Origin of the sequence: Sporosarcina sp. NPDC096371, assembly GCF_044762865.1 — a bacterium.
Classification (GTDB): Bacteria; Bacillota; Bacilli; order Bacillales_A; family Planococcaceae; genus Sporosarcina.
Genome location: NZ_JBIWFE010000004.1, coordinates 124734 through 137850 on the forward strand (window position 1 = coordinate 124734; position 13117 = coordinate 137850).

The 13117-nt window shown below is 41.7% G+C and carries 16 protein-coding genes; 2 read left to right on the forward strand and 14 right to left on the reverse strand.

The window, feature by feature from the left end:
• Positions 1–129: 129 nt before the first annotated feature.
• Positions 130–570: a hypothetical protein gene (locus tag ACIQ0H_RS12090; RefSeq protein WP_403414874.1), complete on the reverse strand. Its 441-nt coding sequence runs from the start codon at positions 568–570 to the stop codon at positions 130–132.
• Between the two features lie 132 nt (positions 571–702).
• Between ACIQ0H_RS12090 and ACIQ0H_RS12095 the strand changes: the two genes are divergently transcribed.
• Positions 703–1014 (forward strand): hypothetical protein, encoded by a 312-nt coding sequence (locus ACIQ0H_RS12095; protein ID WP_403414877.1) that lies wholly within the window; start codon positions 703–705, stop codon positions 1012–1014.
• A gap of 29 nt (positions 1015–1043) precedes the next feature.
• Here the strand turns inward: ACIQ0H_RS12095 and ACIQ0H_RS12100 are convergent, their stop codons facing one another.
• Positions 1044–1619 (reverse strand): maltose acetyltransferase domain-containing protein, encoded by a 576-nt coding sequence (locus ACIQ0H_RS12100; protein ID WP_403414879.1) that lies wholly within the window; start codon positions 1617–1619, stop codon positions 1044–1046.
• 220 nt (positions 1620–1839) lie between these two features.
• Here ACIQ0H_RS12100 and ACIQ0H_RS12105 point away from each other — a divergent pair, with 220 nt between their 5' ends.
• Entirely contained in the window at positions 1840–3117 is a 1278-nt protein-coding gene (locus ACIQ0H_RS12105; RefSeq protein WP_403414882.1) for a M48 family metallopeptidase, read from the forward strand.
• 1074 nt (positions 3118–4191) lie between these two features.
• Here the strand turns inward: ACIQ0H_RS12105 and ACIQ0H_RS12110 are convergent.
• The 12 genes from ACIQ0H_RS12110 to ACIQ0H_RS12165 form a co-directional block, all read right to left on the reverse strand.
• Positions 4192–4533 carry a hypothetical protein gene (locus ACIQ0H_RS12110; RefSeq protein ID WP_403414885.1) on the reverse strand — a complete coding sequence of 114 codons (342 nt, stop codon included), beginning with the start codon at positions 4531–4533 and terminating at the stop codon, positions 4192–4194.
• Positions 4534–4563: 30 nt separating this feature from the next.
• Positions 4564–4947: a hypothetical protein gene (locus tag ACIQ0H_RS12115; RefSeq protein WP_403414888.1), complete on the reverse strand. Its 384-nt coding sequence runs from the start codon at positions 4945–4947 to the stop codon at positions 4564–4566.
• A 26-nt stretch (positions 4948–4973) separates the two neighbouring features.
• A complete protein-coding gene (locus tag ACIQ0H_RS12120; protein WP_403414891.1) occupies positions 4974–5384 on the reverse strand; it encodes a YhfM domain-containing protein in 411 nt (136 codons plus the stop codon).
• Between the two features lie 48 nt (positions 5385–5432).
• Entirely contained in the window at positions 5433–5888 is a 456-nt protein-coding gene (locus ACIQ0H_RS12125; protein WP_403414894.1) for a hypothetical protein, read from the reverse strand.
• 130 nt (positions 5889–6018) lie between these two features.
• Positions 6019–6900 carry a DMT family transporter gene (locus tag ACIQ0H_RS12130; protein WP_403414897.1) on the reverse strand — a complete coding sequence of 294 codons (882 nt, stop codon included), beginning with the start codon at positions 6898–6900 and terminating at the stop codon, positions 6019–6021.
• A 48-nt stretch (positions 6901–6948) separates the two neighbouring features.
• A complete protein-coding gene (locus ACIQ0H_RS12135; protein ID WP_403414900.1) occupies positions 6949–7956 on the reverse strand; it encodes an NAD(P)H-dependent flavin oxidoreductase in 1008 nt (335 codons plus the stop codon).
• Positions 7957–8039: 83 nt separating this feature from the next.
• Positions 8040–9206 carry a PstS family phosphate ABC transporter substrate-binding protein gene (locus ACIQ0H_RS12140; protein ID WP_403414902.1) on the reverse strand — a complete coding sequence of 389 codons (1167 nt, stop codon included), beginning with the start codon at positions 9204–9206 and terminating at the stop codon, positions 8040–8042.
• Between the two features lie 119 nt (positions 9207–9325).
• Positions 9326–10663: a DUF4179 domain-containing protein gene (locus ACIQ0H_RS12145; protein WP_403414905.1), complete on the reverse strand. Its 1338-nt coding sequence runs from the start codon at positions 10661–10663 to the stop codon at positions 9326–9328.
• Positions 10656–11243: a sigma-70 family RNA polymerase sigma factor gene (locus ACIQ0H_RS12150; protein WP_403414908.1), complete on the reverse strand. Its 588-nt coding sequence runs from the start codon at positions 11241–11243 to the stop codon at positions 10656–10658. The genes ACIQ0H_RS12145 and ACIQ0H_RS12150 overlap by 8 nt, the downstream gene beginning before the upstream one ends.
• A gap of 44 nt (positions 11244–11287) precedes the next feature.
• On the reverse strand, positions 11288–11479 hold the full coding sequence (locus ACIQ0H_RS12155; RefSeq protein WP_403414911.1) for a YwbE family protein: 192 nt from the start codon (positions 11477–11479) through the stop codon (positions 11288–11290).
• A 3-nt stretch (positions 11480–11482) separates the two neighbouring features.
• Positions 11483–12088 (reverse strand): class I SAM-dependent methyltransferase, encoded by a 606-nt coding sequence (locus ACIQ0H_RS12160; RefSeq protein WP_403414913.1) that lies wholly within the window; start codon positions 12086–12088, stop codon positions 11483–11485.
• Between the two features lie 78 nt (positions 12089–12166).
• The coding region (locus tag ACIQ0H_RS12165) for a phosphotransferase family protein (protein ID WP_403414916.1) at positions 12167–13117 on the reverse strand (951 nt) is incomplete at its 5' end.

A 13117-nucleotide genomic window follows, 5' to 3' on the forward strand; every position in this document is an offset into this window, starting at 1 on the left:
TTAACAGTGAATGTACTAGCAGTGGTGTGGAAATACGAGGGATTTTTTATGTGTGTCCACTCTTGATCTGGATAGTCTTCAATAATCTTTCCATCTCTGTCAAAGAACGCAACCTTCATCGTAATCACCCTACTTCTCAGATTTTATTTCCTCTACAACAAAATCCCTAGCAGAGCCAAACCAAGTTATAGCTGCTAAATAAAACGGATAAATCATCAGCTGTCCGATAATAATAAGCCCCGTTACGGGCGCAGCGCTATCTCCTCGGTCTGTCATAGGAAAGAGTGTAGCGAAGATAAAGACAAATAGGATTACATACGGGAGCCATAGAATCACTGACCAGTAGACCATTATTCTACCTTCAAACCATTTCCTAACTAAAGAGTAGAATAGAAATATCGTTACGATAAATCCGATAATATGGATAGCAGTGGTGATCCGGTCTACCGTCCACGATTCCCATCCGGTTAACCGCCAAATGCGATAGAAATTGACTTGAAGTTCAACCGATATAAATAACACAAAAGCATACAGAGCACTCAGCATATTTAACCTCAAAAAGGTCTTCATTTCCGATCACCCCCTGAATAAGTCTTCTATAGTAGACGTTCTGCACTCTTTAATGTTCCGAATATTCCATCTACAAAAGGGTTGTTTCTCCCCCTAATTGTACATAGTAGGTACAAAGGAGATGTTTCACGAATGGATATCCTATGGCAATTACTAACCCTTCTGTTACTGCTCGGCATCGTTGGATTTCTACTCTTTGCAAAGCCCGAACAAAAGCAAACCCTGCGCAAATACTTCCTGCTGGCACTTGGTTTTCTTACGTTAAATCTTGCTCTTCTATTCCATTATCACATTTTCGAACAGCAATCACTTGTTGGGCAACGTGTGACAACAATACCCTACACCATTCTATTAATTGCCATGATTATCGGAGCCGCCCTGCAATTTTCTTCAGGCATCCTTCTTTTCATGATCGAACGTAGAAGAACCCGCCCTTTCCAATGAAAGGCGGGTTCTTTCCTCGTACCATCAAATTACGCGTGATTGTGCGAAACAGCAATCTCTTTAATCACTCTCGCTGGATTTCCACCTACAACTACATTATCAGGCACATCTTTTATCACAACTGCGCCTGATGCAACCACCACATTGTTTCCAATCGTTACTCCAGGATTAATAACCGCACGCCCACCAATCCAAACGTTATCACCAATGGATACAGGCTTACCATATTCGATACCGGAATTTCTTTCAGCAGGATCTAGCGGGTGGGTAGCCGTGTAAATATGGACGCCCGGTGCAATCATGCAATTATCTCCAATTCTAATTTCGCATACATCTAGAAAAACACTATCAAAATTGGCGTAGAAGTTATCACCAACGTGAATATTAAAACCGTAATCGCAACGCAAGCTAGGCTCAACATACACATTCTGCCCTGTTGAGCCAAATAGCTCTTGTAACAAGCTAGTCCGTTCACTATGCGCCGTTTCCAACTTCTCATTAAATAACCTCGTTAATCGGCGAGCATTTTCCCGACCTTTTGTTAATTCAAGATCGGAAGGACGATACAATTCGCCAGCTACCATTTTTTCTTTTTCTGTCTTCATTGTGAAACTCCCCCTAATTCCAACTTATCCTTATCATTAAAAAGATCATTCCAAAACATCAAAATAATGGTATATTAACTCTTCAACCCTCTTCGTAGTCTCTATGCACCATTTTCGCCTTCAACGATAGGAAGCATCTATACCTATTGACCATATTACTTTAACTCCCTATTATTTATACTTGTGTGGAAAAATATTGCTGTAAAAAGGAGAATAAGTATTGAGTTTAAAATCTTTAACGTCTAGTAAAGAAACACCGTATTTCATCTGTAGTGTCATCATTAGTATTTTTATCTATCTCATCGCTATGGTCAGTCTGATTGGAATCGTCATAGCACTTGTGATTCTCGCATTTATCTTATTTTCAAATGCAATTATGCTCGGAAGTATTCGGGGTAATGGAATTCGTATAAGCGAGCGACAATTTCCCGATGTTTATGAGCGGGTGGTTGATTTATCGAAGAAAATGGAACTTAAAAGCGTCCCAGATGTATTCGTTATTCATTCCGAAGGTGCCTTCAATGCCTTTGCCACACGATTCTTTGGGCGTAACATGGTTGTGATTTATTCAGAAGTATTCGAATTGGCACGAGAACAAGGTGACAAAGAGCTCGATTTTATCATTGCACATGAATTGGCTCACATTAAGCGCAGACATATCCTGAATAGTATGCTTGTTTTACCCGCGACACTTGTACCCTTTCTATCGCAAGCGTATAGCCGTGCATGCGAATATACATGCGACCGACAAGCCGCTTATTACATACAGGATGGGCTGGCCGCGAAACGCGCGCTCACAATCCTAGGTATCGGAAAAGGTCTTTACAAAGAGGTAAATGATTTTGCATACCTTGAACAAATACATAGCGAGTCCAATGTAGCTGTTTGGTTTGCCGAAGTGTTATCTACCCATCCTTTATTACCTAAAAGAATCCAAGCTGTAGGTCATTTTATGGATGTGGAAGGGACACCAAACTTCGCACCGAAAAACGGAAAAATAGCGATAGGCGCAACCATTTATGGCGCGGTTTTTTCCGCCCTTTATGTTGGGGTCATCGTTCTGATTACCACAAGTTCTGTTTTTCTCGCATCCTTCTTACCCGCTGATGATGAATTGGGTTCCCCTGAAGACCTCACTCCGCTCATGATGTCAGTCATTGATGACGACATCACAGCAGCGAAAGATCTGCTGATGGACGGGGTAGATATTCATGAGAAGGATGGGGAATCAACAACGGCACTTCATTATGCCGTGTATAACGATAATATTGAAGCTGTCCAATTTCTGCTCGACGTAGGGGCAGACCCTAACGATTCTGATGACTACTCCACGGTACTTGCAACGGCACTATACAATGAATCGTATGACATCGCTGCTCTTTTGTACGATGCGGGCGCTGATCCAACTACGATCGATGCTTATGGTGATTCTGCACTCGATTATTTTGAGGTAACGACAAAAGAAGAATTTGAAGAAGCACTGAATGATATGGATTAAACCCTAAAGGTACCGCCTCTAAGCAGTTCTGGACTGTTTTAGGGTTGGTACCTATTTAGTAGATAGGAATACCCCTTATACAGAATATAAGTAACCCCATTAAAAAAAAGCAAGATAATTCCTTGTAATGATGATAATACAACAACAGTTAAAAATAAATCGAAAGCAGCCTCACCAGGTGGAAAGTCTTCCGAAGCATCTATATTCATATAATTAATAAAATAAAAACTAACAATGGAACAAAAGTAGCCTACATATGCGAAAATCCAATGCAGAAAGAATTCGATTCTAAATCTACTAAACCAAAGAAGCAGGTTAACGGACACGATAATCAAAGGAAAGTATACCAGTTGGAAATTGACTGACTCATTTTTTTCACTTGTCATAGAAACATATACAAATTGAATCAGACAAAGAATAATAATGTTTGTTAAAGCTACTAAAGTAACTGAGAAACGTTTATTTGTTTGCATTATTTGGCCCTCCTATCTTATTTCTAACGAAAGCCACTTGCAAATAAATTCCTTGTAACGAAAAAAGTTGTTATACGTCTAACTCATTTACTAAGTAAATAATTCGGGGGTACAACAATGAAAAAGCACGCCGTTTACTTTCTTTCAACTGTCTTTGCTTTAACAGTTCTAATTATGTTTAACATAATAATTCTGTTACTCCCTTTCTTTGCTCAAACATTACAAGATATTTCTCCCGGTTTATACGTTAATGTGTACTTGGAGCATTACCAGTTATACGCAATTTGTAGCAGCATCTTAGTTGCTATACCTATATCTACCGTTCTCTATAAGAAAAGTTTCTTGATGAAAAAACAAATTATTATAATATGTATTCAATTAATTATATGCATCTGTTTATTTTTAATCATCTATTTCAATCTCCATTATTTAGATGAACTTATGGTGCGTCCTTCCTATGAATGATGCACCATAAGTTCATCAAGTGAATGCCGCCTTGACAGATAGTAATGAATTTCATCCACCTCTTCAAACTAATTGGAACACGTTCGAATTAAAAACAGGATAACAGTTAACATCAACGTCATTTCTCAAAAAAATACTATTCCCCGTATTTGCCATCTCGAATCGCCTTCTTATAGCTCCCGTCCTCTTCTTGAATAGCTATCGCTTCGTCTGTACTAATGCCTTTAATAGAGTAATAGGTAGTGCCCTTTTTATACTTATTTGAAAAGTTCCCTGAATAGGTTCCTGCACGGTCAGAGTACTTGGTCACTGCCCCAATTTCCTGATCGATCGCTTCTATATAATCATCACTGACTTTATAAATATATTCATCCCATACGACAAAATTAAAGGCCCAATCTGCTGATTTCCAGTTTGAACAACCCGTTATGACCGACACGATGATCACTAATATAAACAATTTACTATTTATCCTCAACAGTATCCCTCCCACTACAAAGTGGCTTAGCTATCCTTCATACATTCCTAGATAGGGAATTTCTTCACCTTCGACAATGGCAATGAGGAATCCTGAATCCGTATTATAGATTTTTGTTCCAACGGGTAATTTGTTAGCAGTGCCACTTGTGAAACCCCATGCTTTACCAGATTGCTTAGTGATTTCTGCAACTTGCTCGACTATTGTATAGTCTAAACCTTGTACCCAATCTACATCCTGTGCATTAGAATAAACGATTTCATCAAGTACAAATATATCTGCCCTTTTATTTCCCAGGAAATCTTTTGGCGTAGGGTTTCCTTTGTATCCTGTATTGCAGCCTGTTAATACGACTAATAGCAAAGGTATACAGACTAAAAAACGTACACATTTTACTTTATGAATAAATGTCATATAAGTCCTCCTAACAAGAGTCACCGTCAGCTCAATGCTTCTCCCGTTAAAATCTCATATAAAGTTGCAGAATCTTGCTCCGTTAGCTTTACATATTTACCACCATCAGTGACAATCTCAACATTCTCACCGTTTGGCGAAATCCATAGTAAATAAGAGGCTATTTTGTCTTGACTGCCATTCTTCAAGGGAAACTGAAATTGATAGTCAGGATAGCGCTCCATTTTTATTTTTGCATTCTCCCAATCGGCACTTTTCACAATCTCAATTGCTGTGCTGACCTTTTTTCTATCTGAGATTTCTCTAAAATCTTCATGAACCTTGTCTTCCCCTACCTGTTTTTGGACAGTTATTTTTTGCTCCTGCACGTCAGCTACACAGCCAATAGTGGGTAATAATAGTGAAAACAATATCACTATTAGACATAGTTTTTTCATCCTATCCCTCCATTTCTCAAGTGCCAACGAGTAAACACAGGCCTGTCATTACGGGACAACTTCAAGAGCAAAAGCATAAAAAGCATCGCCACGTGATAAGTTCTCTACCTCTTCATCCTTCCACCATGCGCCATAGGTATAATAATAAATCCCTTGTTCAGTAGGCGCGTTAAACCGACTATCTTGCACGGTGACGTCAGTTTCCTCTTCCCCACTCACCTGGACAACATAGAATTCATTTGGTTTTGGTTCGTAGTCCATCACTAAAGATAGTGTTTCACCAGGACTTACCTCGATCGGTTCTTTGTCTGCTAGCATTTCAATTGACCCGGCAGTATCGACACAGGTATTCCCCCAACAATAAGTGCCAAGCTTTGTTTCGTACGTATCATCTCCAACGCCTATGAAGACTTTCGGTGGCTTTTCACCTGATATATCATTATTTGAACATCCCATTAAATTAAGTCCAACGAATGCTAGTACCACCAATAACCATTTATTCATATATCCCCCTCCCTATATAATAGACGGTCTCATTCGTATAAAGTTACAATATTCGCTAAACTAAAACAACGAAATGAAAGGTACCAGGCTTAAAAACAGTTCTGAACTATTTTTGAGCTTGGTACCTTTTTTAGACTACTTCCTCGACCTTTTTCCTTTTCAAAAAACTAAACTTGGTTTCGGATATGATAATGGCACCAAGGATAAGGACTGCACCAATTATCATTTTCGGGGTCATCACTTCACTTAAGATCACAACTGAAAAGGCCATACCCCAGAAAGCCTCAGTCGATAGAATGATGGCTGCTTTTGTTTCTGTAATATATTTCTGAGCGACTGTTTGCAGCAAGTAAGCAATCGTTGTTGAGAAAATCCCCAAGTACAGAAGCGGCATTAGCCCCTCCGACTCCATTGAAAGCGATGTTTCTCCTTTGAAGATGACAACCACCCAGCTAATCACTGCCGCCACTGCCATTTGAACAATTGTCAGCAAAACTGCATCCTCGTCTTTGACAAATTTAGCTGTGTAAAAAATATGGAACGCAAATCCAACCGCACAGCAGAGCGTCAACAAATCGCCGACATTCACTCCTGCGGATAGTTTAAGTGATAGCACTGCCACCCCAGTTAAAGCGATTACTGCACCGCTCAATTCAAACAAATCGATTTTTCGCTTGTACAATAAAAAACCGATGAAAGGAACGATGACGACATTGACTGCCGTTAAAAATGCATTTTTCGAGGGTGTCGTATACTGCAATCCCACTGTTTGAAGTACGAATGCAAGGTATAGAAAGATCCCTAATATCGTCCCTTTCACAAGCGTACTTTTCTTGATATGCTTTAGTTTTTTATAAAATAAAGCGCAGAGAATCAGTACACCAATTAAAAATCTTCCCGCTAAAATCTGATAGGGTGTGTAGTGTTCCAATGACACCGCACTGGCAACAAATCCACTTCCCCAAATGATTGCCGTAATAATAAGTCCTATTTCACCGATGTAATTCCGCACGTAATCCCCCACTATCCTTAGCCATATTACTCTTTTAGTATACCAAATTCAGATAAGTTGTTTAATAATATCTTTCAATGATCCATCCGTAGTCAAATGCACACTTTCCCCCGCCCACAACGACATGAATTCAGACTTCCCTTGCTGTGCCGCCGCTTTGCGAATTTCCTTCGTCAGGTCGTGCTGGTAAGGATAAGGAGCAATAACTGCGTCATTCATGTCCATCATGAACTGGTTTCGAATGCCACGTGCAGTTTTGCCTGAAAAAGCTTTTGTTACCGCTGTACATCCTTCATCCACATTCAAAATGGCTTCCTTATAAACAGCGTGTGCACCACTTTCATCTGCCGCAAGGAGTGCGGTTCCTATTTGAACGGCATGTGCACCTGCCGCTAACGCGCTTGCCAACATCTCTTTTGTCGCAATACCGCCTGCCGCGATAACTGGAATTTGAATAGATGTGACGACTTCCTCAAGTAATTTATTCCGTGGAATCAATGTTAATTCTTCTGCAAAAGATCCGCGATGGCCGCCCGCTTCGCTACCTTGTGCAACGACCGCATCCATGCCTGCCTGTTCCGCTAGTTTCGCTTCTTCCACTGTTGTTGCCGTCCCAATGAGATACACATTGTTTTCTTTCAGTAATCGCACAGCCTTGTCATCTGGCAGTCCGAATGTGAATGAACAAACTTTCACGCCTTCATCCACCACCACCTGGACTTGTTTATCAAACTCAGATTTCGATAACGGCGCCTTCCAATAGGGCATGCCAAGCTGCTTGCCAATGGGTTGCAGTGCCTCATAGGCTTCTCGTAAATAGAGCTGAGTCATCCCGATTGGCTCTGGTACAAACAAATTGACTGCAAAATGCTTATGCGTCCGCTCCTTCACTTCGCGAATAAACTGCCGCGTCTCTTCCGCCGAAAGATAGCCCGCACCAATAGAACCAAGTATTCCCGCTTCCGCAGATGACACCACAAATTCCGGCGTCGTCACCCCCGCCATTGGGGCTTGGATAATTGGGTATTCCATTTCTAGCAAAGTCGACAATGTCATTTTATTTTCCTCCAATCAAATGGTTTTCGAGTTAATATCATCGCTACTCCATCATTTATCAGCGAAACAGGATTTTTGCCCCACTATTTAATCGACACATAACCCGTCTTCTCAACAATCTCCTGCCCTTGATCCGACAAAATCCAGTCGATGAATGCCTCCACATGTGGATTATCACTTCCAGCAGTGACTGCGTACAGTTCGTTTGTAATCGGATACTCCCCCGACCGAATGGTTTCTTTTGTCGGTTCGACGCCATCAACAGCAAGTAGACGAATACGATTATTCTTCGTCATTTCTGTTGAGTAGTATCTAAACGTATAGCCAATGGCATTGCTGTAGTTTTTATAATCGGATACTTGATCGATGATTGTGCCCATAAGCGATGCAACGTCCTCCACAGGTGGATCCATAATTGGGACATCCCCCATAAAATGTTGAAGAGCAGTCTGGCTACCGCTATCTTCCGGACGCTGGAAGGCGCGAATGTCCTTGTTCTTACCTTCCACTGCTTGCCAATTCGTAATGTTCCCCGCATAAATCCCCTTGATTTCATCCACAGTCAAACTCTGCACTGGATTTTTTTCATTGACGAAGAATACAAACGCTTCTTTGCCGATGGGTGTCAATTTCAATTCATTTCCTAACCGCTTCGCCATAGCCCGCTGATGTTCAGATGGGGCTACTGCAAAAATGATATCGGCCCTGCCGTTGATAAGATTCGCATAAGCTTCTCCCGTACGATTCGACATGACTTCACTGTCGTATTGGTCATATTCTTTTTCAGGGTAGACTGCTTGAGCAAAAGCCGCATAAACAGGATATAGCGCGGTCGCACCGTCAATAATAGGAAGATTATCTTCGATTTTCAACGTTGAAGGTTCTGTAAGGGTCACTACTTGAGAAAGTTCGCTAAAAGGGGCGTAGCTAGACGTATCCACATAACCATCTTGAACAACGGGTCTCGTTTTATCGTAAATTCCTGGAAGGCCAATGATCAATGACAAGGCCACGACACCAATAAGGATGCGACAAACGATTTTTTTATGCTTATTTTTATTAAATATAGTCATTGCTAACACAACGCCGACCGACATATAAAGCACTAACAGCAATGGCAGTAAAAATGGCAGCCCGCCAAACCAAACGTATAGTACACCAATAAGGACTATCGGTAGCAAAAAGCCCATGATAACAATGAATAAGAAAACGTCCCCCGTTCTCCGAAAAATATCTTTCTCCCTCTCCACATCACTTCCCCCTTTCGCTTTTAAACCATTCAGATATAAGAAAACTTTACCACAAAGAATCCATTCTTAGTGCGAAAGAATGGATTCTTTGTTTTGTCTATTCACTTAAAAGAGTAAGCCTAGTCCTTAGGTATTGGAATCTTCATGAGCATCTCTTCCACAACCTCGACCGTCGACTGCTCAAATGTCACTATTGTTAACGGTTCACTCTCACTAATGAACTGAAACTCTTTCACATACGTATGGGGTGCAATTCGTTCTGGATAGCCCTTGTCACTTGTTAACTGATTGCCTGCCGAATCTTCTAGCCATATTTGATTGATATTTAAATGACCTCCATATAGAAAATCGCTTTCCACATGGAAATAGAGCAATGTTTTGTCTGCTTCATACTGCACATCTGTTATAATCATTTTCCCCACTTCGCCGTGATCGAATGTGATTGGCAATTCGTTCAATCGAAGAGGCTGTTCAATCCTCGCGTAATCTTTCGTCTCAAGTGGATTCACATACGGAATAATTGTCAAAAAGTCCGTACTTTCTTCCAATGGAGCAAAACGATATTCCATATGCGACACTGACTTCCCGTCTTCCTCTCCGCCTGTACCTGACCCAATGGAGTAGGCTGATGCTTCACCATGATCATTGAGTATTTTCAACCCTAGCATACCGTCTTTCTCAAGACTGCTTTCGATATTCGGAATATCCCTTTTGAAGGGGCTGACTATATCTGCCGATAATTTAATCGCACTCGGCCCAATTTTGACCGTTTTGACAGTAAGTGCCGTATCTTTAAAGGCCGTTGTTTGCATAGGTTCAATCGTGATGACTTTCTCCTCAGATGCTTCGACAGCAATATCGAAATTCCATTCCCCTTTTACCTCGCCAATTTTTCCAACGCCAATGCTTAAATGAAAGGCTTCCGGTAACTCCTTTTTAGGTTCTATATCAAGAATCCCTACATATTGACCAGTTGGCAACTTCCCACCTGTTCCCCCACCACCAAAATCAATTTCCTCGCCATTTACTTTTAGCCTTAGTTCCTCCAACATCCCTAAGGCATCATGCACATAACTAATCGACAAACGTGTGCCATCGTAAAAGACTTCTTGAATAGTAGCACCTATATGTTGATCCACAGCCGTTTCATTTATCTTCTTCGATAACCCTCTTTGACTCACAATTTCAAGCCCTCTATCTCCCGCAAATTCAAACACTGAATTCAACAGTGGAATTGACGACAGCATTTTGGCTGCTGTTGGAGAGACAAAGGCAGAACTGATGATTACACATGCCACCACAGAAGCTATGCCGATGATACGTGAAAACTTCCTCTTAGGTCTGGTTCGCTTCGCTCGGCCTCTTTTTATAGCAAAATCGATTGTTTGATCCAATTTGTCATAAGGCACTTCTATCTTTTCAATCGTCTCCTTGACGTCTGGAAATTCTTTACCCATTGACACACAACTCCTTTAAATTCCCTCTTAATTTGTTGACAGCTCTATGTAAGTTCGTTTTAACTGTACCTTCAGGGCATTCCAACAGCTCCGCAATTTGTTTAACCGTTAAATCTTGATAGTATCTCAGCATAATGACCGTCTTATACTTGTCTTCCAACTGTTCAATGGCATGCTGCAAATCCAGCCTGTCTTCTGTTTCAAGCCTTTCGACGGATTCGATTCTCTCCACCGCTTCTTGTTCGATTGGAATCACTTTATTTTTCATCTTCAAATAATCCAACGATGTGTTTATTAAAATTCGGGTCAGCCAAGTTGAGAAATAAGAAGCCTCTTTTACTTTGTCGATGGCTACATACGCCTTGTAAATCGTTTCTTGCACAACGTCCAGCGCGTCACTCTCATCTTTTACATACATAAATGCCATTCGATAGAGCTTTGCTTTTTCTGGCACAATCAACTTCAGGAATGCTCGGTCATCCCCTTTTTGCGCTTTTTTCACTAGATTTGCTTGCAACATAAATGTGACTCCTTTCTGACTTGCACCCGTTAGACTGACGAGCGGAGTGTTTCGTTTCATAATAAAGGCAACAAAAAAAAAGATCCTAAACGGATCTTTTTTCATTACAATATGTCGCAAACCCGACCGACTTGTCCGTCTTCGAGGCGTACTTTAATGCCATGTGGGTGAAAGCTTGAGTTGGTCAATAAATCTTTAACGACGCCCTCCGTTTTCACGCCAGTCCGCTGGTCTTTCTTTAATATGACTGCCACTTTTAAGCCTGGTGTTACATCTGCACGATTTTGTCCACTCATTTGTTAGTCTTCCTCTCTTTTTTGAAACACACTTTGTACAACGTGTGCTGTTCCGGTATGAAGCTGGCCTTCTACACGATTGACTTCCCCAATATGGAAGTGCTTCACAAAGTAACCGTTGAATTGTTTGAGCAGGTTGATTGGATCGCAAAGCATTTCCTCGTTACGAGGCCCGCCTGTCCCATATCTCAGCTGCTCTTTCGTATACAATTCACTGATATAAAAGCCACCCGGTTTCAATGCTTTTTTTATGCCTACTAGAGTCCGGTCTAGGACGTTTCTCGGGAAATGACCGAAGATATGGATGATAGCATCCCACTGCCCTTCTTCCCAAGTCACTTCTGCTAAATCACGGAGTTCCGTTGTGACAACGACTCCCTTTTCATCCGCGAGCTGCTTGGTTTTATCGAGTCCGGCTTGCGCAAAATCCCATGAGGTCACATCGAATCCTAGCGAAGCCAAGTAGACGGCATTTCGGCCTTCACCTTCCGCAATGCACAGCACCTTCCCTTTCGGTAACTCTTGCACTGCCGAGACGAGAAATTCGTTTGGTTCTTTGCCATAAACATACTCTTCTGTGGAAAAACGTTCGTGCCAACTGTTTGTCATCTATCCACCAGTTCCCTTCGCACATGTTGATTTTAGTTTACCATAATGAGGGTAGAGTTACTTTCCAGTTCACTTCGCCTAAACCAAACTCTCCATAAACGCATCCATCCGCTCTTCCATCATCGCATCCGTCAATCCCGTTACACCAAAAGCCGCCCAACCACTGTAAACAGTTGGTGGTCCATCCAAGAAATCAAATGCCGAAACAATATCCCAATACGAATCGTATGTAAATGCAGAACCTGCATGCTTTTCATAGGCTGTCAAAAATAAATCTGCAACCTCTACGCCATGTAGCAATGCCAAATTCACTCGGCAATGGCCCACATCTATTCCCACCGGACCACGACATGCATTCGGCCAATCGACGACGCCACTCACGTCATCTCCTAGCCATAATACATTCGCCGGATGAAAATCGCGGTGAATGAATGTCTCACGGAATACCGGTATCTCTCCGTGTAATCGTTCAAATGCCACCTGCCATTCATCTGGTTTCGTCGTCCATTCCGGGCTTTTGACCTCATTACGATTCGTATAAGCTTTATATTCCCACGCGAAACCATTCGCTTCGACACGATGGATTGTGGCCAATATTTTCGCTAATCCATCCGTCCACTTCGTGAAATCACTTGGTAATAGTTCAACTTCCCCTTCTACTTTCGTCATGAGGATAGACGGCAACCCGCTTGCCTTTCCCGTTTCATCAAACGCAATGAGTGATGGCGCAGGAAGCCCGCTAGCCGATGCTTTCCGAAGACTCGCCGCCTCATGCCGAACAATATTGGGTTCTTCCATAAGCCACTCGGCGTTGTCGATCTGGCGTAACACGACTGATAACGTTTCCGTTGTTACTTCATGAAGAATAGATGATGTACTGCCCGGAAGTCGTTTCATTGACTGAATCGCAACTCCTGTTTCGTGCTGTATCCAGTTCTTTGCTTTGTTAATGGTCATTGTTTTATCTCCTTTATAATGATATAAGGCTTTGTGAGAGAGTAACTTCCCTTTACGCGGGCGGCAATCACT

What these genes read in the sequence shown, in the direction of transcription:
- ACIQ0H_RS12155 (WP_403414911.1), bottom strand. Translation starts at nt 11,479, where the DNA reads ATGAGTGGACAAAATCGTGCAGATGTAACACCAGGCTTAAAAGTGGCA.
- ACIQ0H_RS12125 (WP_403414894.1), bottom strand. Translation starts at nt 5,888, where the DNA reads ATGAATAAATGGTTATTGGTGGTACTAGCATTCGTTGGACTTAATTTA.
- ACIQ0H_RS12115 (WP_403414888.1), bottom strand. Translation starts at nt 4,947, where the DNA reads ATGACATTTATTCATAAAGTAAAATGTGTACGTTTTTTAGTCTGTATA.
- ACIQ0H_RS12150 (WP_403414908.1), bottom strand. Translation starts at nt 11,243, where the DNA reads ATGAAACGAAACACTCCGCTCGTCAGTCTAACGGGTGCAAGTCAGAAA.
- ACIQ0H_RS12120 (WP_403414891.1), bottom strand. Translation starts at nt 5,384, where the DNA reads ATGAAAAAACTATGTCTAATAGTGATATTGTTTTCACTATTATTACCC.
- ACIQ0H_RS12090 (WP_403414874.1), bottom strand. Translation starts at nt 570, where the DNA reads ATGAAGACCTTTTTGAGGTTAAATATGCTGAGTGCTCTGTATGCTTTT.
- ACIQ0H_RS12135 (WP_403414900.1), bottom strand. Translation starts at nt 7,956, where the DNA reads ATGACATTGTCGACTTTGCTAGAAATGGAATACCCAATTATCCAAGCC.
- ACIQ0H_RS12100 (WP_403414879.1), bottom strand. Translation starts at nt 1,619, where the DNA reads ATGAAGACAGAAAAAGAAAAAATGGTAGCTGGCGAATTGTATCGTCCT.
- ACIQ0H_RS12160 (WP_403414913.1), bottom strand. Translation starts at nt 12,088, where the DNA reads ATGACAAACAGTTGGCACGAACGTTTTTCCACAGAAGAGTATGTTTAT.
- ACIQ0H_RS12095 (WP_403414877.1), top strand. Translation starts at nt 703, where the DNA reads ATGGATATCCTATGGCAATTACTAACCCTTCTGTTACTGCTCGGCATC.
- ACIQ0H_RS12145 (WP_403414905.1), bottom strand. Translation starts at nt 10,663, where the DNA reads ATGGGTAAAGAATTTCCAGACGTCAAGGAGACGATTGAAAAGATAGAA.